22 protein-coding genes are annotated in these 25,187 nt (G+C 51.2%); 10 read left to right on the top strand and 12 right to left on the bottom strand.

Annotation, left to right across the window (positions count from 1 at the left end; genetic code table 11):
* Nucleotides 1–419: 419 nt before the first annotated feature.
* Together nosP and BTA51_RS22160 are read left to right on the top strand one after the other, a co-directional pair.
* Nucleotides 420–1,574 (top strand): nitric oxide-sensing protein NosP, encoded by a 1,155-nt coding sequence (nosP, locus tag BTA51_RS22165; RefSeq protein ID WP_094711274.1) that lies wholly within the window; start codon nucleotides 420–422, stop codon nucleotides 1,572–1,574.
* On the top strand, nucleotides 1,571–4,048 hold the full coding sequence (locus tag BTA51_RS22160; protein WP_094711273.1) for an EAL domain-containing protein: 2,478 nt from the start codon (nucleotides 1,571–1,573) through the stop codon (nucleotides 4,046–4,048). The genes nosP and BTA51_RS22160 overlap by 4 nt, the downstream gene beginning before the upstream one ends.
* 25 nt (nucleotides 4,049–4,073) lie before the next feature.
* Here BTA51_RS22160 and BTA51_RS22155 read toward each other — a convergent pair whose 3' ends face one another.
* On the bottom strand, nucleotides 4,074–5,441 hold the full coding sequence (locus BTA51_RS22155) for an MATE family efflux transporter (protein ID WP_094711272.1): 1,368 nt from the start codon (nucleotides 5,439–5,441) through the stop codon (nucleotides 4,074–4,076).
* Nucleotides 5,442–6,076: 635 nt separating this feature from the next.
* On the opposite strand from BTA51_RS22155, the gene BTA51_RS22150 reads away from it, so the two are divergent.
* Nucleotides 6,077–7,210 carry a DUF1565 domain-containing protein gene (locus BTA51_RS22150; protein WP_246841132.1) on the top strand — a complete coding sequence of 378 codons (1,134 nt, stop codon included), beginning with the start codon at nucleotides 6,077–6,079 and terminating at the stop codon, nucleotides 7,208–7,210.
* An 86-nt stretch (nucleotides 7,211–7,296) separates the two neighbouring features.
* Here BTA51_RS22150 and BTA51_RS22145 read toward each other — a convergent pair whose 3' ends face one another.
* Nucleotides 7,297–8,295, bottom strand: a complete 999-nt coding sequence (locus BTA51_RS22145) for a pyridoxamine 5'-phosphate oxidase family protein (protein WP_210404894.1) — start codon at nucleotides 8,293–8,295, stop codon at nucleotides 7,297–7,299.
* Between the two features lie 26 nt (nucleotides 8,296–8,321).
* Nucleotides 8,322–8,981: a glutathione S-transferase family protein gene (locus tag BTA51_RS22140; RefSeq protein WP_094711270.1), complete on the bottom strand. Its 660-nt coding sequence runs from the start codon at nucleotides 8,979–8,981 to the stop codon at nucleotides 8,322–8,324.
* A 163-nt stretch (nucleotides 8,982–9,144) separates the two neighbouring features.
* On the opposite strand from BTA51_RS22140, the gene BTA51_RS22135 reads away from it, so the two are divergent.
* From BTA51_RS22135 to BTA51_RS22125, 3 genes are all read left to right on the top strand, one after another.
* A complete protein-coding gene (locus BTA51_RS22135) occupies nucleotides 9,145–10,038 on the top strand; it encodes a LysR family transcriptional regulator (RefSeq protein WP_094711269.1) in 894 nt (297 codons plus the stop codon).
* 216 nt (nucleotides 10,039–10,254) lie between these two features.
* On the top strand, nucleotides 10,255–10,653 hold the full coding sequence (locus BTA51_RS22130; RefSeq protein ID WP_094711268.1) for a carboxymuconolactone decarboxylase family protein: 399 nt from the start codon (nucleotides 10,255–10,257) through the stop codon (nucleotides 10,651–10,653).
* A 3-nt stretch (nucleotides 10,654–10,656) separates the two neighbouring features.
* A complete protein-coding gene (locus BTA51_RS22125) occupies nucleotides 10,657–10,938 on the top strand; it encodes a hypothetical protein (RefSeq protein WP_094711267.1) in 282 nt (93 codons plus the stop codon).
* On the opposite strand, the gene BTA51_RS22120 is transcribed toward BTA51_RS22125, so the two are convergent.
* From BTA51_RS22120 to BTA51_RS22080, 9 genes are all read right to left on the bottom strand, one after another.
* Nucleotides 10,935–12,056 (bottom strand): ABC transporter permease, encoded by a 1,122-nt coding sequence (locus tag BTA51_RS22120; protein ID WP_094711266.1) that lies wholly within the window; start codon nucleotides 12,054–12,056, stop codon nucleotides 10,935–10,937. The genes BTA51_RS22125 and BTA51_RS22120 overlap by 4 nt on opposite strands.
* A 2-nt stretch (nucleotides 12,057–12,058) precedes the next feature.
* Entirely contained in the window at nucleotides 12,059–14,791 is a 2,733-nt protein-coding gene (rbbA, locus tag BTA51_RS22115; protein WP_094711265.1) for a ribosome-associated ATPase/putative transporter RbbA, read from the bottom strand.
* Nucleotides 14,788–15,783 carry an HlyD family secretion protein gene (locus tag BTA51_RS22110; RefSeq protein WP_094711264.1) on the bottom strand — a complete coding sequence of 332 codons (996 nt, stop codon included), beginning with the start codon at nucleotides 15,781–15,783 and terminating at the stop codon, nucleotides 14,788–14,790. The genes rbbA and BTA51_RS22110 overlap by 4 nt, the downstream gene beginning before the upstream one ends.
* Nucleotides 15,784–15,912: 129 nt before the next feature.
* On the bottom strand, nucleotides 15,913–17,160 hold the full coding sequence (locus tag BTA51_RS22105) for a hypothetical protein (protein WP_094711263.1): 1,248 nt from the start codon (nucleotides 17,158–17,160) through the stop codon (nucleotides 15,913–15,915).
* Nucleotides 17,160–17,852: an ABC transporter ATP-binding protein gene (locus BTA51_RS22100; protein ID WP_094711262.1), complete on the bottom strand. Its 693-nt coding sequence runs from the start codon at nucleotides 17,850–17,852 to the stop codon at nucleotides 17,160–17,162. The genes BTA51_RS22105 and BTA51_RS22100 overlap by 1 nt, the downstream gene beginning before the upstream one ends.
* A gap of 10 nt (nucleotides 17,853–17,862) precedes the next feature.
* Nucleotides 17,863–19,086, bottom strand: coding sequence for an FtsX-like permease family protein (locus BTA51_RS22095; RefSeq protein ID WP_094711261.1), 1,224 nt, complete (start codon nucleotides 19,084–19,086; stop codon nucleotides 17,863–17,865).
* Nucleotides 19,086–20,309 (bottom strand): FtsX-like permease family protein, encoded by a 1,224-nt coding sequence (locus BTA51_RS22090; RefSeq protein ID WP_094711260.1) that lies wholly within the window; start codon nucleotides 20,307–20,309, stop codon nucleotides 19,086–19,088. The genes BTA51_RS22095 and BTA51_RS22090 overlap by 1 nt, the downstream gene beginning before the upstream one ends.
* On the bottom strand, nucleotides 20,306–21,106 hold the full coding sequence (locus BTA51_RS22085; RefSeq protein ID WP_094711259.1) for an outer membrane lipoprotein-sorting protein: 801 nt from the start codon (nucleotides 21,104–21,106) through the stop codon (nucleotides 20,306–20,308). The genes BTA51_RS22090 and BTA51_RS22085 overlap by 4 nt, the downstream gene beginning before the upstream one ends.
* The gene (locus BTA51_RS22080; RefSeq protein ID WP_094711258.1) at nucleotides 21,099–21,734 is read right to left on the bottom strand and encodes a TetR/AcrR family transcriptional regulator; all 636 of its coding nucleotides are present in this window, start codon (nucleotides 21,732–21,734) and stop codon (nucleotides 21,099–21,101) included. Before BTA51_RS22080 ends, BTA51_RS22085 begins: the two co-directional genes overlap by 8 nt.
* Nucleotides 21,735–22,150: 416 nt before the next feature.
* Between BTA51_RS22080 and BTA51_RS22075 the strand changes: the two genes are divergently transcribed.
* From BTA51_RS22075 to BTA51_RS22060, 4 genes are all read left to right on the top strand, one after another.
* The gene (locus BTA51_RS22075; protein WP_094711257.1) at nucleotides 22,151–22,762 is read left to right on the top strand and encodes a MarC family protein; all 612 of its coding nucleotides are present in this window, start codon (nucleotides 22,151–22,153) and stop codon (nucleotides 22,760–22,762) included.
* A 269-nt stretch (nucleotides 22,763–23,031) separates the two neighbouring features.
* The gene (locus BTA51_RS22070; protein ID WP_094711256.1) at nucleotides 23,032–23,769 is read left to right on the top strand and encodes a hypothetical protein; all 738 of its coding nucleotides are present in this window, start codon (nucleotides 23,032–23,034) and stop codon (nucleotides 23,767–23,769) included.
* Between the two features lie 331 nt (nucleotides 23,770–24,100).
* Complete coding sequence (locus BTA51_RS22065) at nucleotides 24,101–24,532, top strand: hypothetical protein (RefSeq protein ID WP_094711255.1); 432 nt, start codon at nucleotides 24,101–24,103, stop codon at nucleotides 24,530–24,532.
* A 124-nt stretch (nucleotides 24,533–24,656) separates the two neighbouring features.
* Nucleotides 24,657–25,040 carry a hypothetical protein gene (locus BTA51_RS22060; protein ID WP_094711254.1) on the top strand — a complete coding sequence of 128 codons (384 nt, stop codon included), beginning with the start codon at nucleotides 24,657–24,659 and terminating at the stop codon, nucleotides 25,038–25,040.
* Nucleotides 25,041–25,187: the final 147 nt, after the last annotated feature.

Genomic DNA, 25,187 nt, shown 5'->3' with positions numbered 1-25,187 from the left:
TTATTTCCCTTTGGTTTACAACAGGCTATATCACCTCTTTCCATATCGCTTCGCCGATTTACAAACCAGAATGTACAAATTTCTGTCATCACTCCATCGGCAGTGGATATTTAGCCGCGCCAGTTGGAGCGGCTGTACTATACTTAGTTGAGACTATTTTAGTTGTCGCTATCTTAGTTCAGGCTATGCTTGATGATGAAATGAGCCAGCTAAGACACTACTTAGCGATAGCACAACATATTGGCAACAGTAGATACTGACAACAGTACATACCGACAACAGTAAGTAGTGGCAACAGAATAGTTAGACAATATTGATGAGTTTCCAACTTTCCTAATATCACTGTAAGCCGTTACAAGGACGGTTACCTGTGGCAGGATGTTGTGCGACGGCATAACATGTGATTGGAGTCAGTAGTTATGACCGCCAGTCCTAGCATCCGCAGAGCACACACCCGCCTTCAAGACCCGGTTCAGGCCGTTCAGGCATTTCACGCAGAAGTCGCTCAGGAAGACATGGCCCTGGTCCTGTTCTTTTGCTCAAGTCACTACGATCTTGATCTCCTGGCCACGGAAATGTACCGGCAATTTATGGGAGTTCAGGTCGTCGGCTGCACCACCGCGGGAGAAATCGGTCCGCAGGGGTATATGGATCACAGCCTGAGCGGAGTCAGTTTCTCCGCCAGACACTTCTCGGTCGTGTCGGGCCTGATTGAATCACTGCATACATTTGAAATCCGGCAAGGCGTAGAGTTTGCCAAATCCCTGATCAGCGAACTGGAAAGTTGCTCTCCGGAGGCCAACGCAAAGAACAGCTTTGCCTTTTTAATGATCGACGGCATGTCTCAGCATGAAGAACCGGTCACTCGCTCCCTCAGCACCGCACTGGGCAATATCCCCATATTTGGAGGCTCAGCAGGCGATGACATGATATTTGATAAGACCTGGATTTACTGCAACGGGGCATTTCATACCGACTGCGCGGCACTGGTCCTGGCCTCCACCGATTGTCCATTTAAAACATTCAAAACCCAGCATTTTACCGCGACGGATCAGCGTCTTGTCGTCACAGAAGCCGATGCCTCCCGTCGCCTGGTAACGGAAATCAACGGACTACCGGCAGCAGAGGAATATGCCCGGTTGGTAGGAGTGGATGTCGATGACCTGAATCCGTTCCGCTTTGCCACCTCCCCTGTTGTCGTGCTGATCGATGGAATGGAATACGTCCGCTCGATCCAGAAAGCGAATCCAGATGGAAGCCTGACTCTCTACTGCGCCATAGAGGAAGGAATTGTCCTGCGTGTCGCACGCGGTGTGGATCTGATGGAAAACCTTCGCAGCACCTTTGCACAAGTAGATCAGGAGATAGGTGAACCACAACTCATCCTGGCCTGCGACTGCATTTTGAGAAACCTGGAAATCACCCAGGACGGCAGCAAGGAGAATGTTGCCCAATTGCTGACGGACCACAAGGTGGTGGGATTCAGTACTTACGGAGAACAATTTGCAGGAGTGCACGTTAATCAAACCTTTACCGCATTGGCTATCGGCTCAACTCCGGATCAACAGCCATGAACGACAACCTGACCAAGGCCAGTGTTACACCATTGAATACCGAACAGTCTGAAATTGCCCGGCTCAACAAAATCATTGAAGCCCTGATGAACCGTGCCGAACGCAGTATGAGTCGGCAGGGGTCGGATTTCAGTTTGTTCCAGACGGCTCTAACCCTGGAGGAAACCGTCAAAGAACGAACCCAGGCTCTGGAAGAAGCCTTACGGGAGAACGAAAAAATCAATCGGGACCTGTATCGGACCACCCAGGCGATGGAACAGGAAATCATCGAACGGATCAAAACCCAGCAGGCCCTGGAAGAAAGTGAATCCCGGTATAGAAGTGTGACGGAAGCTGCGCTGGATGCCATCGTCACTTTTGATGAGAACAACCTCATTACTTACGTCAATCCAACCGTCCACACCATATTTGGCTATGAGCAGTCCGACCTGTTGGGATTTCCCATGGAAAAACTGCTGCCATCCCTGGAAGACAGCCAACTCGATCTGGCGGTTTATCTGTCACAACACAAAGACCGGCACTATCGCGAGCATTTTGAATTGACCGGCCGGCATCAGAACGGCTTTGAGATTGAACTAGAATTGTCCTTCGGTGAATTCCATACCACAACCCGACGTCTGTTTACGGCCATTGCCCGTGATATTTCCGAGCGCAAGAAGGCAGAGCGCCTTCGCCAGGGAGAGTATGAAGTCCTGGAAATGATTGCGTCTGGCAGCCCCCTTGAAGAAGTGCTGTCAGCTTTGAGTGGTCTGATTGATCATCACCTTCCTGACTGCCGGACTTCCATCCTGCTCCTGGACAATGCGGGAGAACACATTGCCAAAGCGATCACCCCCAATATGCCTAACGATTACAACCGGGCGCTTATCGGCTTGCAAATCGGTCCATCAGCCGGCTCCTGTGGCACAGCCATGTACCGAAAGGCGCCGGTCATCGTCCCCGACATTAATGCCAGTCCACTATGGGAAAATATCCGTGATGTGGCCCGGCAATACAACTTTGCCGCCTGCTGGTCGACCCCGATACTCACTCCTTCGGGAAAGGTATTAGGATCGTTCGCGGTATATCACAGCAAGGTCCATGAACCCAGTCTTCGGGAGCGGGAAGTCGTGGCCAGTGCGGTGCATCTGGCGGGTATCGTCATCCAAAGGGGTCAAGCCGAAGAACGCATCAGTTACATGGCCCATCATGATGCCCTGACAGGCTTGCCAAATCGAACACTGCTGGAAGATCGTATCAAGCAAGCCATTACCCTGGCTCACCGCAAGCAGTCCCAAACCGCCGTCATGTTGATCGACCTAGACCGCTTCAAAACCGTGAATGACTCCCTGGGTCATCACATGGGCGATAAACTGCTTCAGCAGGTGGCTGTCAGCCTGCAGCATTGTATACGTCGCAGTGACATTCTCGCCCGTCTGGGGGGAGACGAATTTGTGATCTGCCTGCCCGATGTGGACAGCAATGACGGTGTGGTTCAGGTCGCAGAGAAGATCATTGCGGAGCTGAACCTGCCATTTCTACTGGACAATGTGGAACTGCGCACCGGCACCAGCATCGGCATCAGTCTGTATCCCGCCGATGGAGATTCCCCCTACGAACTGCTGAGGGCCGCCGATACCGCCATGTATGCGGCCAAGCAGAAAGGCCGGGGGAACTTCCAGTTCTTCACCAGTGCACTGAACCAGGCCGCACATAACCACCTGGAACTGATTACCGAGTTGCGCAAAGCCATCGAACTGGACGAGTTTGAATTGTACTTCCAGCCCATCGTGCACCTGGCCAGCGGGCAGATCATTGCAGCAGAAAGCCTGTTGCGCTGGAATCATTCAAAGAAAGGCGTCGTCACCCCGGGCTATTTCATTTCCACGCTAGAGGAAACCGGCCTGGTGGTTACCGCCGGAGAGTGGGTATTGGATGCCGCCTGCCATCAGCTCAACACCTGGTTGCAGCTCGGCAGACCGGCGGTTCCGTTGTCAGTCAATCTGTCCGCCATGCAGTTTTATCAGGGCAATATTGTACAGACAGTCCGCAAGACCCTGGAAAGGCATCGTCTGGATCCAAAGCTATTGTCGCTGGAGTTTACTGAAGCCGTATTTTTTGATGAAACAGAGGATGTCATTCAGGCCATGCACGGCCTGAAAGATTTAGGGATAAAGTTGGCTCTGGATGATTTCGGGACGGGATATTCATCCCTCTCCTACCTGCAGAGGTTTCCCGTTGACCGCCTGAAGATCGACCGGCGATTTCTGCCTGATGCCAAAGAGGGAACAGGAAACACCAGCATCATAAAAAGTATCATTCAATTGGCCCAAAGCCTCGACCTGATCAGCGTCGCTGAAGGGGTCGAGACCATGGATCAACTGCATCTGGTACATGAAATGGGCTGCAATGAAGTTCAGGGCTTCCTATTCAGCCGACCGTTACCGGCAGAGGGATTCATGCGTCTGCTGGAAGCCGGCCCGCAATTGATCTGATGCTCTTCACCTGAGCAATGCAGACTTATAGGGCCGGTACTTCTACCAGTTCTTCCGTCCGGTCACGAATTCCTTTGCTCCGCCATTTACCGGTACTCCACCGCCATAGGTTAATGGATGCCCGTACCGTTTCATCCACAGTAAAGCAGAGCCAGACGCCCAACATGCCATAACCAAAATCTATTCCCACCCAGAATACGAAAGGAATAACGGCCCACATAAAAATCATACTGCTGACGGCAGAGAACCTCGCATCCCCCACTCCCTTCAGGGCCATCCCGGCAATAATGTTAACGGCACGGGCAGGTTCCATCAGAATGCCGGCAACCAACATCCATTTTGAGAGTTCCAGGATCTCAGGATTATCGGTGAACAGGGACAGCATCTGTTCATATATCCCCACATACAACAGCAGATTGACCAGGGCAAAGCCGGTGGCACAGGCAATGGATTTCCAGAAAACCCGATTCACTTCCCGGAAGTTATCCGCTCCCATGAAGTGGGCCATCAATATCTGACTCCCGGCTCCCAATGCAAAGGCGAAAGTGATTTCCATCACCAGAATGCGCAATACATAGGTGTTGGCCCCCATAGCCACCAGCCCCAGTTGAATGACAACCATGGACACCACAATCTGTTGAACCGTGTAACTCAGCGGCTCAACTGCTGAGGGAATCCCGATCTTCAGAATCGGACGCAGAACCTTACGAATAGGCGCTCCCATTCCCTTGAAACGAAAACGTATCTTCAAAGGAACATGTACGACCCAGATCAGTAACAATGCGCCGATAAAAAATGACACGGACGTGGCCATGGCGATGCCGAGCAGACCCAGCTTCGGCAATCCAAACCATCCCTGAAAGAACGCCGCGTTCAACACCACATTCAAAACATTGGTCACCAGCGCTGTCGCCATATTCCAATGTGTCATCCCCTGGGAGGCCAGTATCGACGCATAGGAAAAACGAATCGCCACAAACAGGAAACTGAACGAGATCGCCATCAAATAGGTGGTGGAATATTCATTCAGATCCGGCGTCATCCCGAGCCACAGGCCAATGTCGCCCGCATAAACATAACCGCCAAGAAACATCCCCAGCCCAAGCAAACTGCTGACGATGATATTGGCCATATAGGTCGGAATGACATGCTGTTGCTGTCCGGCCCCAATGTACTGAGAAGCCACACTGGTGCCCGCGGTTGTGAACATCGGAATGATAAAGAACCCCAGCAGCAGTACCGGTAGCAGCACACCAACCGTGGCTGCCACTTCATCGGAGATGCGGCTGAGGAACCACGCATCCGCAAGAAACACCAGACCGCCGGTGATTTCTTCAATAAAAATAGGCCATGAAAGTACCCACAGGTTGTGGGACCTTAACTTATGAGTCATTACTTGGTTACCCTGGCTATAAAGCCCTTACAGGTCTTCAATGCACAACGAGCTGTGCCCGGTAAAATCCGGAAAGAAGACAACGTTTAGTCGAATTTTAAATTAAATGACTGTGCCGCCGGCACGCGTAAAAATCGTAACGGACCAGCGCAACGCTGAGACCGTCAGGCGGTGTATGGGGAGACTTGAATGTCCATTTTACCAGGCTCCTTTTGACCAGAGTTGATAGGAGATCGGAGTTGCAGGAGATCTGCATTAATAGGAACGCACGAATATATCCTTTCCCAAATTCTTAGCCAATTGTGCAAAATACGTATACCACTAGATGCGGGCGTTATATTTTACTTGAATAGTCGATATCTTGTCGCGGCAAGAACCGACATCCTGTCACAGAAAAAAGCTTAGTTCATAGGACCTAAGTCATTATTCCTAAAGAACTTTACTGACTTGAGATGGCGCTATTTTTGCCTTAGGGTTACTCTGTACAGGACCCGTAGCTGCATTCACAACAAGCAATAAAATTCTGCACTTCTCCCTGGTTAAATCATCTTTCAAAACAAACTCAATTCGCACCGACTTAATCCGGACAGGCCAAGTGTATCCTGCTGCCGGATTGTTGGTTTTCGGGAGGTCAATTGAAAACTTACACCGCCGCATTTGCCACACTCATATTCTGTAGTCAGTTATTATTCAGTCAGTTCGCCTTAGCACTGAATACCGAATACACCTATGAGAAATTCGTCTATCCGAATGTTCATACCTATTTTGTGTCCCCCAAGGGTAATGACCGCCATCCGGGAAGCCGGTCAGAGCCGTTTAAAACCATTAACGCGGCTTTGGAATATGCCCAGCCGGGAGACCGGGTTTACCTGCTGGAAGGCAAGTACTACCAGGATGTCAAAACTGTGCGTTCAGGTCTGAGAAGCAAACCTATTCTGATTCAGGGCACAAAGTCTGCTGTACTGAAAGGTGAAAACGGTGGCCGGGTGCTACAGATCAATCACGACTACATCCACCTGAGAAACTTCACGATCGACGGTTTGGTAGGCAAAGGAAACGGTCCCGAAGATTACCGTAAAAGCCTGATATTCGTGCAAGGTACAGAGCACAAGCAAGGGCCGGAAGGGTTTGTGATGCGGTCCATGCGCATCCGCAATGCCGGCGGGGAATGTGTTCGCCTGCGTTACCACGTCACCAGAGCGGAAATCTTTGGGAATACCTTCTATAACTGCGGCGCTTACGACTTCCAGTTCGACGGCCGGGGCAAGAATGGGGAAGCCATTTACATCGGCACCTCATCCGAGCAATGGGATGACGGCAAGAACCCCTCTGCAGATCCGGATCACAGCAACTATAACTGGGTCCATCACAACTACTTCCTGACCAGAGGCAACGAATGCGTCGATATCAAAGAAGGCGCTGCCCACAATCTGGTGGAAAACAATATCTGCGCAGGCCAACAGGACCCGGCATCCGGGGGCTTTGATGCCCGCGGCGATTACAACATCATCCGCTATAACGTAAGTTACTCAAACAAAGGGGCGGGTATCCGCGTCGGCGGCAATATGGTGAATGGAAGACAGTACGGCGTCTTCAACGAGGTCTACGGTAACAAGATCTTCGACAATGATAACTCTGGCATAAAGATCATGACCTACCCTCAGCGATATGTCTGCGGCAACTCCATGACAGACAACTCCAAAGGGAACATTACCGGTGAATCCGCAACCTTCTACGACCCAGCCACAGGGTGCCAGCAGTCTGAATGACCAAGGAATCCCCCTGTCACATCCTGGTTTCCGGGGATTCAGACAACACGAATCCAGAGCTGGCGATAGTGGAGGCATCCGGAAGATTATGAGAGTTTGGAAAGCCTGGAGAGATAAGGAGACAGCTCCGGCCGACTCCACTTCCAGGGAAGACTCTCAGCCGCTCTCACTGCCTTCCTAACCTCCATTTTCAGCAATCGTTGGGCACCTTCAAAGGTGTCCAACTCTGCCCCCTCCCAGATAATTTTCACATCAACGGCGAGATATAGAAGATCGCCCGTATCAAAGTCCAAAAACAGCAATCCTGCCCTGGGATTCAGCAACAGATTCCCCAACGTATTGAAAAAGAAATTGCCGGTGTAATCGGGAACCGTCAGCACTCTTCGGGATTGGTCAATTTTGACAAATCCCCGCATCCCTCCACGGTGGGAAACATCAACTCCCTGCATTGGCTTCAACCCATTCGGAGTCGGGTGTGAAGAAGCGATGAAAAAAGTATCTGCCTTGCTGATCATCTCAACCATGCTTGCATCCAGAGACTCAGAACAGATTACTTCCGGATGACGATTGGCCTCACATTGTTCAGGAAAGGAACTTCTGGCCTGAATATACTTGGGACAGTTTCCAAAACTCTGACTGACATCAAGCTTGAGACCGGAGCTAGTGATATCACTCACCACACCATTAAGCCGGTTACGTCTACGGGTATGAAACTGAATCCCTAATAATCCAATAGAATCACCCACCTGCAAATTGTCCCCGACAGGATCCCCTCGCATAGGAGAAGATCTCACGATCAATTGTTGAGCATCCGGGGAACTCACAAAACCGGGATGACCAACCCTCATGGAAGCCCATGGCTGCCCTTCTCGATCGAGGCTTCCCACAATCAGGAAAGGCAGTTGGGAGAAAAATTCCCGGTGTTGATCAGGCATATAACTCCGGATTCCCCGGCGCGCCGGCATATCCATTTGGCTGCGGACACCCAGGCGCTCCTGTATATGCAACTCTCCTTCATGAAAAGGTGAACCTTGATCATCGCTACCAGAGAACGTACTGGCATTATCTTTACCGGGAACCATCATCAATCTCCTTGGTGGACATTCCAATGTTAATCCGCGAACAGACCGACTCTTGAGCGCTCCATGGGTACAAATCCCTGAAGACCCTCGACCCTCGCCAGCCATGCCCGGACATGGGGGTATGGCTCTAAAGAGACATTTCCTTCAGGTGCATGGGCGGTATAGGTATACATGGCAATATCTGCAATGGTTGGCTCGTCGCCGGTCAAGAACCGGCGCTGGCTGAGCTCCTTATCCATTACCGAGAATAGAACCTCCGACGTTTTCATGGCTTCCGCGACGTTAACGGGTGCGTTGAACAAAATCTGGCGCCGGGCACTGGCCGGCCCGGCCGCAAGTGATCCTGCCGCCATAGACAACCAACGCTGGGTATGGGCGGCACGCTCTGGTTCTTCGGGCAACCATTGACCACTGTCATAACGTTTCGCCAGATAAACAAGAATCGCATTGGAATCCGCCAAAACAGTCCCGTTGTCATTAATGACCGGAACCTGTCCAAAACGGTTCATTGACAGGTACTCCGCCAATTTATGCTCCCCCTTCGACAAATCCACCAGAATCAGTTCATAGGGAATTTCCAACAGTGACATAAATAACTGCACCCGGTGACAATGTCCGGAAAGAGGATACTGATACAGCTTGATAGGCTGTTGAGGTCTTACATTGGTATTGGCATTGATACTGGCCATAGTAGAGCTCCCTGGCTGATTAATTGAATCGGGTTGATAAGCGTTAAAGCAAGCATTAAAAGATCATGTAAGAAACTGCCGGATCAGTATCAGCACTCTGAATTTCGAAATAAATATCAAAAATCTTATATGACTACTCCATTTTTCGGAGTAATCTTTTTCCATGGATAAGCTCAAAGCCATTCGCACCTTTGTTCAGATCGCCGCAGACGGAAGTCTGACGGGGGCTGCCCGTTCGCTAGGCAGTTCACTTCCGGCAGTCGTCCGACAACTGGCCGAGCTGGAGGCTTCCCTGGGAGTTCGTTTATTCAACCGAACCACCCGGCGAATATCCCTGACCGAGGAAGGGCATCGCTATTTGCAAAGCTGCACGGATATTTTGTCCTCTCTGGAGGAAGCCGAAGCGTCTCTCGCGGCAGACTCAGTCGAACCCAGCGGTTCTTTGCTCATCACAGCCCCAGTCATGTTCGGACAGATTTATGTTGCCCCTGCCACCACCCGTTTTGTACAACGCTATGACAAGGTTCGCTGTCAGCTCCACCTGAATGACCGCAACATAGACCTGCTGGAAAATGGGATTGATGTGGGGATTCGGATAGGAAAACTACCGGACTCCTCCCTCATCGCACGCCAGATTTCCACCGTCCGCCGGGTGGTCGTTGCCTCTCCCGAATATCTTGCTCAACAGGGAATTCCAAAGCACCCCAAGGACTTGCTTCAGGGCAACGCCGTGAGGATATTCAGCCGCTGGCAACCCTGGACGTTTCAGGAGGGGGAGAAACAATTTACAGTCCCTGTCACCGGTAATCTGGAATTCAACCAGATCTCCCCTGCCATTGATGCCTGTCTGGCCGGCATGGGATTTGGGCTATTCATGTCCTATCAGGTGGCCCCTTATATTCAACAGGGCCTGCTAAAAGTCGTGCTTGAAAACTTTGAACAATCTCCTCGACCGATCAGTGTTGTGTACCCCCATGCCCAACTGCTCCCTGCCAGAACACGGGCATTTATTGATTGGATCATTCAGGAACTGGACGGCGTTGTTCCCGTGCTCTGAGCCCACTGGAGCCGTGACATGGGGTGTACATTTCCGTATATCCTGAATCATTCTATCCACAATCTTTTTGCGCCCAATTAGTCTAACCATATCCCATTGAATTCTATCCATTTCCAAGAACCAGACCTGGTGTTTTCACTCGACTGTTTCTGGCCGGTGATATACTTATTTTTACTTTCCTGCGGAATAAACCGGTGGAAAGTAAGGGGGTGTTATATGGCTATTCAAGACACGTTTCAGGAGATTGAACAAACTCTGGGACTGGTACCTGAATGGATAAGACAAATGCCCGAAGGTGGGGTCAATGGTTTCTGGACGCTAGCACGGGACTTCTGGCTGGCCGAAACCCAAGTACCCAACAAATACAAGGAATTAATCGGCTTGGCCGTATCAGGCGCAACCCGTTGTAAATATTGCGCTTTATTCCACACTGAAGCCGCACGTCTGTTTGGCGCTACAGATGAGGAAATCGCCGAAGCCAGTCTGATGGGATCACTCAGCATGATGGGAAGCACCTTCATAAATGCTCAACAAATCGACTTTGAACAGTTCAAGCAGGAAACGCTTGCTATAGTCCGTTATGTCAAAGAGCACGAAGCCAGTCAGGCAGCCTGACCTATGCATGAAAATACCCTTCGCCAATTGAAGAAGGAAAAGCTGATTGCTGATACCGGCGGTGGTCTCAAGACTACCGCTCGGTGGCAGGCCGCCGTACTAAGGGCGGTCACGGAGCTCATGGGCAACCCCATTACTGCCAGTGAAGACAGCCAGGATCTTCGCATCGCCTTCGCCAAAGCCCTCCATGGCATTTACGGCGATCGCGTCAGCGAAGAAGAAATGACCGACATGCTGCTGGCAATGTTGCAACTGGAAACAGAAAGCCTTCAACCGACTCATTAAAGACTGGCGAGAGACTTCCTTAATCTCAGGTGAGCGCCGGCAAAAAAAGCTATCCCGATCACGGTTACCGCCAGGAATTGAGGCCACACCACCGCTATCCCCGCCCCGCGGTATAGAATCGCCTGTGCAAAGGCCACGAAATGGGTCGTCGGTGCAATCAGCATAATGTTCTGTACAATCTCCGGCATACTCTCTCGGGGAGTAATCCCTCCGGAGAGCATTTGCAGTGGCAATAACGTAAGGATTAACAGAAGACCCAGCTGGGGCATCGATCTGGCAATGGTTCCCAGAAATATCCCCATGGAACAGGTGGAAAACAGATGCAATAAAGCCCCCAGTAAAAACAGGGAAACGGAACCGGCAATCGGCACCTGGAGCGCTGTATGCACCACTGCCCATAGAGAAAAGGATGCCGCCGCCAGCACCACCAGAGCACTGGCCCATACCTTGGCCGCCATGATTTCAAACGGTGTCAGCGGCATCACCAGCAAATGCTCAATGGTTCCGTGTTCCCGTTCCCGGATAAGGGCGGCTCCCGTGAGTATGATCGACAGCATGGTAATGTTGTTGATGATCTCCATCACACTGCCAAACCAGGCACTCTCCCCATTGGGGTTAAACTTCAGGTGTACCACCTGGTTGACCGGCAGGTCCATCACCATTTCACTGCGATGAACCAGCGTATTGATCTCGCGCACCAGAATATTCTGAATATAGTTCGAACCGATGAATGCCTGGGACATCCGGGTAGCATCGATATTAACCTGAATTTCAGGGCGGCGACCGGCCCGTATGTCATTCTCCAACCCTGAAGGGAAAACCAGAACAAAGGTGTATACCCCTGCATCCAGAAGGGCATCCACCTCCTCCAGGGAGATCTCCTCGGGGGTTTTGAAATAAGGAGGCTGAAAGGCCTCTTTCAGCCGGTTGGAAAGGATAGACTGATCCAGGTCCACAATCGCAATCGGGGCATTATTGAGCTCCAGTGAGGTTCCGGTCGCCGCCGCGTATATGCCTCCAGTGAAAGCCCACAGGATGAACAGGACCAGCACCTTGTCATGCCACAGGCTACGAAGCTCTTTCAATCCAAGTTGGAATATCTTGTCCAGGCGTTCCATCGCTATTTCTCCTGTTTGGGCAGAGCCAGATAGCTCAACAGCGTCAACGCCGGGACAAACAGCCCCAAATACAACATGGGACGAAGCACATCGGTCAGCCCCAGCGCTTTGGTAAAGACTCCCCGGCTGATGGTCAGAAAATACGTGGTGGGGAACAGTTGCCCCACTAGACGGCCGGCTCCTTCAAGGGAGCTGACAGGGTTTGTCAAACCGGAAAAACTCACCGCGATCAGGATAGTAATCAGCGCCGTGGCGGCCAGCGCGGCAATCTGGGTTCGGGTGAAGGCGGATATAAACAGCCCCAATCCGGTTGTGGCCGTAATATAGATCAGGGCCGCCAACGTCAACGTGAGAAAGCTGCCTTTCAGGGGCACCTGGAATACAGACACAGCCAGTGCCACCAGCCCCAGAAAGCTGACCATTCCCACACCGATATAGGGCAACTGTTTGCCGATCAGAAATTCAATACGGTTCACCGGAGTGACATAAAGATTGGTAATGGATCCCAGTTCTTTTTCCCTGACCACACCCAACGCCATCAGAATGGCGGGGATGAATACCAACAACAAAGGAATCACCGCAGGAACCATCGCGTAAATACTGCGAAACTCCTGGTTGTACAGAAACCGGATCTGAATATCGGCAGGAACAGCATTGAGGTCCAGGCCATATAACCGTAACGCCGATTCCTGCAGAAACTGATAATGCGCTCCCTGAACATAACCTAAAACAGTTTCGGCTCTGAAAGGCATGGCTCCATCAATCCAGAGTCCAACCTCGGCCGTTTTTCCCTGCTTGACCAACCGCCCGAAGCCCGCCGGTATTTCCACAGCCAGGGCCAATTCTCCTGAACGCAGACGTTGATCGAGCTCCTGCATATTGCTGATTGGCGCCTGTTCAACGAAGTAGCGGGAACCAGCCATATTGGCGACATAATCCCGGCTGGCGGGTGTCTGGTCTCTGTCCAGAACGGCGAACGACAGATCCTCCACATCTAGGGTAATGCCGTAACCCAGGATAAACATCAGCAAGACCGAGCCCAGCAACGCAATACTGAGACGAATAGGGTCCCGCAGTAGCTCGGTCTGCTCCCGCTTGGCGTACGCCCACAGTCGACGGAAATCAAAACTGCGGGGCAGCTTTGGCTGGGTGGTGGTTTCAGGTGCCGACTCTTCAACCTGGGCATTTTGCTGGCCGGTCGCCTCCTCCAGGTATTGGATAAAAGCTTCCTCCAGCGTGGCACTGCCTTTGTTTTCCGTGAGTGCAGCAGGCGATCCGGTCGCCAGTATTTTCCCTGCATGCATCAGGGAAATCCGGTCACAACGTTCGGCCTCGTTCATGAAATGGGTGGAGATAAAAATGGTTACGCCCTGATTCCGCGATAGATCGATCAACTGCTCCCAGAAGCCGTCCCGGGCGACGGGATCAACCCCGGAGGTGGGTTCATCCAGTATCAGGATATCCGGCTCATGAACGATGGCGACCGCCAGTGACAGACGCTGGCGGATACCCAACGGCAGATCATCCGCCTTCTGATGCCGGTGTGATTCCAGGCCATAGCGTTGAATCATCGACTCGACGCGGTCCGTTTTTACCGGTTCCTCAAGCCCGAACAATCTGGCATGCAGTGTCAGGTTCTGCTCCACCGTCAGTTCGCTGTATAACGAAAATGACTGGGACATATACCCCACACGCCGACGAAGCGCCATATCGTTGTTGGCAAGCAACTGACCGAATAGGCGACTCTCCCCTTCTGAGGGCGCTAACAATCCCGTCAGCATTTTCATGGTCGTGGTTTTGCCGCAGCCGTTGGATCCCAGAAAACCAAATATTTCCCCCTGGCCAATGGCAAGATCCACCTGATCAACCGCCGTAAAACTGCCAAAACGACGGGTCAAACCATGGGCTTCAATGGCATTGGGTCCTTCGGAATCCGAACGGACAGGAATGATCAATTCATGATGTCCCTGCCGACGATCTTCCGGAAGCAACTGAATAAACGCACTATCCAGATTATCGGTGCCGGTCTTTTCCAACAGCTCTGCGGGAGACCCGGTTGCCAGAACCTGGCCGTTGTCCATCGCTGCCAGCCAGTCAAATCCGGCCGCTTCATCCATGTAAGCAGTGGAGACCAGAACACTCATGGCCGGCCGCCGCTGACGAATCCTGTTAATCAGCATCCAGAACTGGCGGCGTGAAAGAGGATCAACCCCGGTGGTTGGTTCATCCAGAATCAAGAGATCCGGATCATGAATCAGAGCACAACATAATCCCAGCTTCTGTTTCATTCCCCCGGAGAGTTTACCGGCCGGACGTTCGCGAAATGGCCCAAGACCGGTTGCTTCGAGTAGCTCATTGGTTTTCCGCTGGCGTTCATCCGCGGTCAGTCCAAACAGGTCGGCAAAAAAACCGATGTTCTCCTCGACGGAAAGAGCAAAATAGAGATTACGCCCCAACCCCTGCGGCATGTAGGCGATTCTGGGTGCCACGGATGTGCGAAAGACCCGGCTGTGCATGTTACCGCCCAGTACGGTCAGACTTCCTTCCTGCATCTTGCGGGCACCGGAAATCAAAGCCAGCAGTGTCGATTTCCCCACTCCGTCAGGACCGATAATCCCAGCCAAACACCCAGTGGGAATATCCAGAGAAGTACCGTTCAGTGCATAGATTTTTCCATATCGATGGCTGAGTGACTGCACCGACGCCACACAGCCGACAGGTTCCAAAGGGCTCATTGCGGGAGTTTCACCTGCAGTTTTTCCGGCCATGACTGACGGCTGTCCGCCCTGACATAGGCTTCACCCGGTACTCCCACTTTCACCTTTTCTTCATATTGCTGCAGCAGATCAGGTGCTATCCGCACCTTCACCCGAAACATGAGCTTTTCCCGCTCATCCTGGGTCTCCACCATTTTGGGCGTGAACTGCGCTTGAGGAGATACATAGGAAACTTCTGCCGGTATGACATATTGCGGCCAGGCATCCAGAATAATGCGGGCTTCATCTCCAATTCCCAGCTGCGACGCCATCTGAGTTGGCAGGAAGATCGTCATATACACATCCTGGAGGTCCAGCATGGTCAACACCTTGCCTCCGGCCGGAATCACTTCGCCCGGTTCCGCTAGCCGATAGAGAACGCGTCCAGCAATGGGGGCAGTCAATTGACTGTCTTCCAGATTCACCGTGATGCCCTCCACCTGGGCCTTGGCGGCCTCGATGGCAGCCTCCGCTTCTGTGACACCGATTTCAGCCGCTTTTAGTGCAGCCCCGGCGCTGGTCAGGGCGTTACGATCCCGATCAATCTGTTCCTTGGATACATGGCCCTGTTGCATCAGCTGTCCGGTTCTGTCCAGATGTTTCTGTGCCAGGCTGAGCTCGCTTTGCCGCTGTACCACCATCGCTTTGGCATATTCCCGGTTCTGCTCGGCTCGTTCCAATTCTGCCCGGGCAACCTTCAGCTGAGCGTCGATTGTCCGGGTATCCAATTGCGCCAGCACATCATTGCCTGCCACATAATCGCCTTCACGCACTTTAACCGTGGCCAGACGGCCGGGCAGTTTCGTGGCCACATCCACTTCCGTGGCTTCAATCCGGCCATTGGCAAAGGCAAACCCTTCCGGCAGCTCACCTCGTTGGGGCCACCATGTGTAGGCAGCAATAACAACAACGCTCAGTAAAGCCACGAATGTAAGTCCATATTTGGCCCGGTTTGACGACGGCTGATTCATTTTGTCTCCCTGATTGAATGGCGATAGTGAGATTTGGTTGAACGCATTATCCCTGCGTCACTTGAAGAAATTTTTGCGCTGAATCAGATTGTTTTTAGAAATGCCGGGAGCGAAAGTTTTGATAGTCGATCAGAAATAGACTTCTCCCCGGATAAACCACTGCCTCTGCTGCCCCAGAAACATCTCGGTTTCCGGCGCTAATTCCAGCCCTCCCAATTCTGTTCCCTGATCTCCCGCAGGCATGCGCCCGCCTGCTTTGATCGTTATTTCATCGGAAAGGGACCAACTGATCTGGGCATCAAACAATGCACTTTGATCATGCAGATTGAATATCATGGTCGGGGTCAGTTGAATCAGAGGCGTCCAATCCCAGGTGGCACCGACAGAGAGATAATCCCGACCTGTCACAAACTGCTGGCCGCGTTCCAATCGATTAGCCAGGGCACCATTCAGTTCTGCCAGGGTGTAACTGCCCGACTCACCAAAGCCGTTGTGGTAAAGCTCGACATAAGCCGATAGGTTTCTCTGCAGCCAAAAACCGGCATAAGTGAGGTTCATTAGTGCAGACGTCTTGGTACCGCCTCCGTCAAGGTGAGTCGGTATGACTTCCAGATTCCATAACGCCTCCCCTACAGGCCCTGTCACCCCCAGGCCGAAAACCGTATCCGCCCTATCATTCGCTAACAAAAGATTCCATTGCAGGGTGTCCCCTGGAATACTGCCAAATACTGCCTGGGTTGCCTTACCGGCATTAGCATCTTCACTCCCTCGGCGTTTGTGCGGAACCACCACCAGCTGAACATCAGCACCGCTGTCGAACAACCACTGCAGATAGGCCATATCCGTTCCCCGCTTATAGGCCGTGTCCGTAGCCACAGGCTGGAACGGATTCACCAGATCCATCGGATGAAACACCTGCCCACTTCCCCAGGTCAATGCCTGTCGCCCCAGCCTTACCACCAGGTTATTTTCGGTGAAGGTCAGGCTTAACCGGTCGATTCGCTGCTCCAGCTCATCACGTTGGTCGTTGACTAAAGAACCATCCAGATCCCAGTAGCTGAAATCGGATCCGGCCGTTGTCAAAGCGGGATAACTCTCCTGCAATGCGCGGTCCTTTTCCACGACACTTCCGTGACGGCCATCCAGTTGCCAGGCCGCATCAAACATCCATGTATCCAGAGTCTGTGATGCTTCCAATCGGAGCTGGGCGATCGTTTGTGAAGTGACTTTATGTCCAAGCATGGCTTCAGGGGTATCTGCTCCCGCGTTATTGCCCTGCTCTTCAAACTTTACTCTGCCGCCGATTTCCAGCGCCTGGGCTGAAAGCGCCGTCAACCAGCCAGAAAGCAGAATCGCCAGCAGAATCAGAATACGCATCAGGCCGCCCGTGTTTCGTCGGTCTCAATGTTTCCATCGGTCAGGACAATATGCCTGCGCGTATGGGCGATCACCTTGGGGTCATGGGTCGCAACAATGATGGTGACATTAGATTCCTGGTTAAGCTTTGACATCAGCGCCAGCAACTCGTCCGAGTTCTTGGAATCCAGATTCGCGGTCGGCTCGTCCGCCAGCACAATTGCCGGATGACTGGCCAGCGCCCGAGCCACGGCCACCCTTTGCTGCTGGCCACCGGAAAGCTGACCGGGACGACGATTTTCCAGCCCCTCGAGACCAACCTGTTTCAACAATTCCCCTGATCGCGCACGTCTGGCCTGACGATCCACACCTTGCAATTGCAGGATAAACTCCACGTTCTCCGCCGCCGTCAAAACAGGAATCAGGTTATACGCCTGAAACACAAAACCAATCCGATTCAAGCGGATGTCCGCCAGTTCACGACGGGATTCATTGCGCAGCGAAATGCCATCCAGGATGACATCTCCATCGGTCGGTTGCTCCAAACTGCCGATGATATGAAGCAAGGTACTTTTCCCCGACCCGGAGGGGCCGGATATAGAAACAAACTCACCTTTATTGAAGCTGACATCCACACCCTGCAGGGCATTAACCGTGGTGTCTCCCTGGTGGTATTGCTTGGTGAGATGCTTACATTCGAGAATGGTGCTCATATGTTTTCCCTCAGGTAGAGCGCATAGCTTCAATAACGTTGAATTTTACTGCCCGACGGGCGGGCCATAAGGCGGTCAGCACGCCCAATCCCCACACAACGATGACGGTTGTGAAAAACTCCCTGGCCTCAAGTCGCGGATACAACACCCGCTCGATTCCCAGAAAATCAGCACCGGCCGACAATCCCTCCAGGGAAATGCCATCCTGCAGGAAATAGACCGACGCATAAGCCGCAAGAGACCCCACCAGAACCCCGAAACCGATAATCTGGAGCGCTTCAAGCAACACCTCCAGTATCACCCAGTTAGGCCGAAACCCAAGTGCCTGCAGCAGCCCGAACTCCTGGGTACGCTCGAACACGGCCATTAACTGGGTATTCACCACACCAATGGCAATCAGCACAAACATCACCCAGAGCCAGACATAGATAAATCCTTCTGTCAGGTCGTGTATGCCCTTGGTCATGGGCTGCAGCTCATCCCAACTTTGTATGTCCAGTCCCGGTGCGGCTTGTCGTGTCATAGTCACCAGCTGAGGCAACGGGGTCTGTGCCGATGACATCATGGCAATCTCAGAAAGACGACCATCCGCATGCAGTAACTTCTGGGCAGGCCTCAAACCGGTGAACATAAAACTGTCTTCCATGGTGGGAGACGAGGAAAATATGCCAATCACTTTTGCCCCCCGTTCCTCTAACCGACCATTGATATCATTCGCCATAAGGACAATTCTTTTACCGATTCGGGTATTCAGGCGTTTAGCCAGATGTCGTCCCAGAATCACACCCTCATCTTTAGCGTCCTTTAGCTGCACTCCCTGTTTCACACTATCTGCAATAAATGAGACACCCGCTTCCCGATCAGGATCAATACCGACCAGGGTCACCGGCAGGGTTTCATACTCACTCTGGATAATGGCGGGTGTTCGTACCCTTGGCGCCCAGTTGGCCACAGAAGGCGAATTCAACAATTGCAGTAGCTCCCCGGTTGGCTCCGGAAAGCTATGTGCCATGTCCGGGTCGTCCAGATAGTCTTGGGCGTGTATCTGGGCCTCCGCCGTCATATTTTTAAGACTGCCCGCCAGGGAACTGTCGGACCACGCCCGAATCACAGCGTTAAACGTCAGGATCGACCACACTCCAACACTTACAACAAGCAGCGTGATGAGCGTCCGTCGCTGGTTTCGCCACAGGTTACGCCAGGCAAATGGAATCAGGATCAATAACACACGCATCAGGCAGCCCTCATCGCGTCAACCGGTTGCAATCGGCGCACCCGTCGATATGGCAGAATACCTGCCAGGAATATACACAGGGCCATGGCACCCGGCCCGGCGGAAATGCTTAACAGACTAAGGCGCGGGTACAGGCGGCCCGGCAGTCCCCATTGGGAAAAGATGGCCTCTGCCCCCGGCAGCTCCAATCCATAGTGCCCGATCAGCAGAGTCACCACACAGCCCAACCCGATTCCAACCAACAGGCCTAACAGTGCAAGCAGACTTAACTCCATCCAGATCATGACCCCGAGTTTGCCGGGTCTCATGCCGATGGACAGCAGCACCCCAAACTCCCTGGTCCTTTCCAATACAGACATTAAGAGCGTATTGAGAATGATAAACACCACCACAATGACCATGCTGGCGTACCACATAAGGGAAGTGTTCAAGTCCAGATTAATTGCCGCATCCAGACCTGGTTGCAGCTGCTTCCAGGACTTGAGTTCGACTTCGCGATCATTCAGGAGAGGCTCTAAGTCTGGTAAAGCATCGAGAACTCCGGCCAGCGTGGGACCGGTCACCACGATCAGGTTAACCGCCGCATCCATGGCAAAATCCTCCTGAAACCGGGCCAGCGGCATTTCTGACAATTGCCGGTCCAGCTCCGGAGTCCCGGATTCGAAGATGCCTTTTACGGTCAATACGTCCGCCGCAATGCTTCCGTCCAGGCCCTCTCCCAACAGTGTCAGAGAATCTCCCACTTCCACGCCGAGACTGCGTGCCAGTGCAGCTCCCAGAACAATTGCATTGCTGTCTTCGCGATCGAGATAATTTCCGTGAATGATACTGCGGTTCAGACGTGATACCCGAACTTCGCGTTCAGGATCAACACCCAAAACAGCCGCCCCCACACTTTTTTCCCCATTGGAAAGTATCGCGAATGTCGTGGTACGGGGCGCTGTCGTGGCCACTCCGGTCACCGTCTCGATCTGCTTCATGATCGCGTCAGAATCAGCAATCGTTTTCTTCAGGTCCGGACTGTCCTGATAGCCTGTCGGCTGTACCTGGGCATAGCCGTCAATCACCTGCAGAACGTTTTCCTTCATCGTGGCATAGGTTCCCATTTGAAAAGACAACAGAAACACCATGATCAACGCGGCAAAGGCGATACTAATCACATTCAACAGAGTGCGACGAGGCTGCCTCCATAAGTTTCGCCACGCCAATCCAGCCAGCATCATTCAGCTCCTTTGGGGGTAAATGGTCGTGGGTTACGCAGATTGGATTTTGTAAACATGGACTGGGGAATGTCGATATTGAACTGCCCATTCAGATATTCGATTGTTGTCCAGGCATCACCAACATCCGCCTTCTGCATGGTCATGGCCACCGGATAAGGGCGGCCGCCAAGCGTATCCACTTTCACTGTCTGCATCCGTTTCAGCAGCTTCATATCCTGATCGTAGTAATCCTCTCCCAGCATGACACCGTCATCCCTGATATGAATGACCAGCTTTCCCCAGACCGTCGCAGAATCCGGCTTCGGCATGGCTTCAACCTCATACACGGTATGGCCGTCCTGCTGAATATGACTGATCAGTTTGTGGGTGTATTCCGTCAGCACATCATTGGCTTTGGCCAGATCGTTATAGGAAAAGTCAGAGCCCATCCAGGACTGCGCCATCATACTCGCGGGCAGTTTGAGAATCTGATTCAGGCGGGGATTGAAGATCCACATGTCATCTTCCAGCTTGAGCGTCGCATTACCGGCGTCCTTCGCCGGCGCGGTAAACCGAACCAGCGAATCCTCCTCTCCGAGGGTCAGGGCTAACATGCTCATGGAGCGTTCCCAGTCCGGACGATGAACCGTCATGGTGACTTCCGTATAAGAAGATTCACCTCGCCAGTTATCGAAGGTCTCCTTGATCAATTGAGTTGGGTCCGGTTGAGCCGCCCATACGCTATGACATAGGCACATCCCGATAACCCCGATAGCCAGTTGCCCTGCTCCCGACATTCCCCACAACCGTTTAGACATCAATGATTCCCTCCAGATCAGTGCGTGTAGCAATGCCGCGCAGCACCATCTCCAGAAAGTTTTCCGTCAGGTGCCGCACATCAAGTGTCTGATCGAACCAATACTGCAGCATCAGTCCGTCCAATCCCCCCACAAGCCAGGCGGCCACAGCCTCCGGTTCAACATCCTCACGAAACTCACCGATCGCCTTGCCCAACTCGATCAGGCCTGCGGTGATCCCCCGAAACTCCCTATAGAGGGATTCCATCACCGAGCCAAAACGCTCCCTGGCCGGCCCGGAACTGGCCGCCGCCCAAAGCTCCAGAGTTAAGGGAAACATTTCGATGTGATCGTGCAGAGAAGTGACCGTCACCATCAGGAAGGCCGTGAGCTTGTCACTCGCCGTCCCCTCCGACTCCATGGCCTGCATGCACTCCTGCACCAACTCCGCCTGATAGGCCTGAAAAGTCGCGTAGAAGATCTCCTCTTTACTCTTGAAGTACCCATAAAGTGAGCCCTTGCTGACACCCGCCGCTTCCGCAATATCATCCACAGAAGCCCCTTGAAATCCCTTCAGAGAAAACACCTCCGCAGCAGCACGAGTAATCTCCAAACGCCTGGCATCTTTATCAACAATTTTGGGTGCCATTGAATCAAACCTTTTATGACTGACCGGTCAGTCATTATAAACATGGCATTTTGAACGGATCAAGGAGTTGGTTAAATTTGGGTCTGTTTTTGGCTGGATAGGAAAGGTTAAAGATGAGGTTCAATCTATTTTCATATCCCCGCCCGTGTATCCAATTGCTCGCTGATCGCCTGCAGCAGACACGGGTGGAACTGCTATATTTGTATTCAAGAGCGCTTGTGTCAGGAGCGGACATTAGCTTGTAGGTATGAATAAGCCTCAGCGATCACTGACAGATTTATTGCTGTCATAGGTTGGCTGCAGCCTGCTCCCCACCTTCCAGTCGTGGACATGTTTGTTTGCTGGGAAACTACACAGCCAAAAGCAAAGTGAAGAAAATCAAATGCCGCTGGATTAACTTTTCCGGGTGAGGAGATATGGTCGATTTAATCAGATCTTCTATGTTGCTATTCGTACTACTAAACCCGTTCCTATTGATAATTTACCTGATCAATATCGTTCAAAAACTTGAGCGTGGGCTTTTCATACGAATCCTTATACGCGCTGGACTGATCGCCACAGCGGTGTTCTGGGTCTTTACAGCCTTTGGCGACGCGATATTCTCCGATGTTTTCCAGACGGAATTTGCCTCATTTCAAATTTTCGGCGGGGTTGTGTTTCTCATTATCGGATTGCAGTTTGTCTTCCGCGGACCGACGGCAATTGAGATGCTTCAAGGTGAATCAGAGCATCTCGTCGGCGCAATCGCCATGCCCATTCTTATTGGACCGGGCACAATTAGCGCGAGCATCATCATCGGAAAACGACACGATGCAATCCCGGCAGCCGTAATGATCTTTGCCACCGTGTTCATCTCAATTTTAATCATGATCGGCCTTAAGTCATTGCATGATTATGTGCGAAAAAAGCATGAAACCTTGATTCAGAGATACATAGAAATCATAGGACGCATCATGGCGCTTTATGTTGGTACAGTGGCCATCGACATGATCATGCAGGGTACCAGAACATGGATCGGAAAATTCTGAAGCAATCGTTGAAGTGGCTGTAGATAATTTGAGGCTAGGTTCACTTTGGAAGCCTGCCTCACTGAGTTGTAACTGCTAATTACATAGTGGACATTTTAGAACTGGATTCCCTCTCTGATCCACTAAGTCAAACTCAGCCAGAAGCGAGCATTCCTGACATGAATTCACTCGCGGTTTGGGGTCCGCGGTTTGGGGTCAGACCTTACATTTGACATATTTTTGTGAGATGTAAGGCCTGACCCCGGATATTTTGCGCAGGTGATTTAACGATGGAAAACATAGAAAGTTGGGCCTGTTCATTTTCAGGCTGTGATGGCGGTTATCTTAGCGCGAATACATGGTTGTGCGGTATTGAATGGGGTGGTGGTAGCAAAAAACCAGACTACTATGAGAAGACCCTTCCTGAAGAAATTAAAAAGGGATCTGCCGAAGTTAATTTAGAGTGGCACGACTGGGCTGATAGCCTCACTTATCCCTATGGCATTAGCTTTGCCAAATTGTATCAAGCAATAAAGGGGCGAAATGTTGAAGATTATCAGTATGTCCTCAAACTTACGGGCAAAGAACTATTCAAGATGAATCTTTATCCAATAGCATTCGATTCGACAGACCACAATTTGTGGCATCAATATGGGCTAGATAAAATTACAGGGTTTAAGTCTAAATTTCTCTTCAATACATGGTGCTTTTTTAATCGCTTTCCTTTTTTCGCTGAATTAAGGCGTAAGCACAACCCTAAATTGATCATATGTACTGGTATTGACTATTTAAGAGACTTCTTGATGTTTTTCGGCGGCAATACTTCCATCGAAAGACTTAACATTGACCATGTTTCCCCAATATCAGTTGCTAACAGCTACGATCGTCAATTTTTTTGGGTGAAACTGCCTCCCAACACACTATTAGTGGTAGTACCATTTTTCAGTGGCAGATACGGCTTGAACAGCAATTATCTGCTTCAGGAGATAGGCGCAAAAATTAAGAGTCTATTAGATCAATCCATTTGATCTGAGGCAAAAATGGCAGAACGACTTTTGAATCACCTTCTTTCACGCAAATCGCCAAAGGCAGACATCGGTGGAACTGCTATATTTGTATTCAAGCTAAGCAATATAAGAGAGCTTGTGTCAGGAGCGGACACTAGCTTGCATGTATGAATGAGCCTCAATGATCACTGCATAGGTTTATTGCTGTCATAGGTTGGCTGCAACCTGCTCCCTACCCTTCAATCGTGGACATGCTTGCTTGCCGGGAAGCTACGCAGCCAAAAGCAAAGCTAATCCACGCGGTTTGGGGTCATCTCATTAGGCCTGACCCCGGATATTCTTGAGTAAAGCTATGGATCAAATTGAGCTATCTAAGAAAATAGAAGAAATCCTTTATCCATTATTGAAGGGGCTTGGGTACGAGTATCTTGGCGTAGAAGATATTTCGACACAGGCCATACCTAAATGGCTGAAGGGAACATTTAGAAACTCATCGGCAGCCAGAACCGTCGAAGTTGGGTATATCCCTCGGGGAGTTGGGCCAAGTGAAGTATTGAAATGCCATATAGCAGATTTGAATTTCAAGCCGGATGATTTTGATTACACATCTACTAATCAAATATCAGTACCAACTCAAAAGATATCAGAGCTACATAAAGATCTAGATGATAGAGTCTGTATTATATTGGGTGAAATAGCTGCAGAGCTCAAAGAGAATTTCAACGAAGTTCTTTCGGGCGAGGTGTTTGAGACGGAGCATATAGATTGGCAAGGCTTAAAATAGTCAATAGACATAACAAGTCAAAGCACTCGGACATGGTAAAGCCGTCACCTTTTTTGTTCCAAAAAATCCGCCAACTTCACCTGCTGGTGTTTGAGGCGTTATATGCAAAACACTGGATAGGGATATGGCCGAATTATCGCAACGAGATATTGATAACCGCATAAAATATTTAGAGGAAGCAAAGTCGCTTGATTTCCTAAACGCAGTGTTTTGTATTCATTTCTACAATACAGACGTAAAGAGGTGGGGCCCTAGACCCAAGCCTGAAAATATCTCTCCAGATGAGGTTTTTGATAGCTTTACACAGGAAGAGTTCGAGCAAGCAATTGAGAAATGTAAGAAGCTAATTAATCATGGTCGCAAGCTGGGTGATTTAGCGTTTGATCGAACAGAAGCTGGTGAACAAAAGTTCCAAAAAGAGAACGCTATCTACGATCAAGTTAATGGTTGTTTTAACGAAAAGAACTTAGGTAGGGCATTTAACTCAGGTATGCGAGATATGAGGTAAATGCAGCAAACGGGGTCATGGACCCTGTAAATAATTCTGTGTATCTGCCTGGTTATTAAAGATGCTCCGTTAAGCGATCTTCGAACTCGATCATAAATCGGTTCAGCGCTGACTTCCAATTCCTGATCGGCATCGTCCATTTCTTCG

Source organism: Hahella sp. CCB-MM4, from assembly GCF_002260525.1.
In the GTDB taxonomy this organism is placed as follows: Bacteria; Pseudomonadota; Gammaproteobacteria; order Pseudomonadales; family Oleiphilaceae; genus Hahella.
This window is presented reverse-complemented; position numbering and strand designations above follow the sequence as displayed.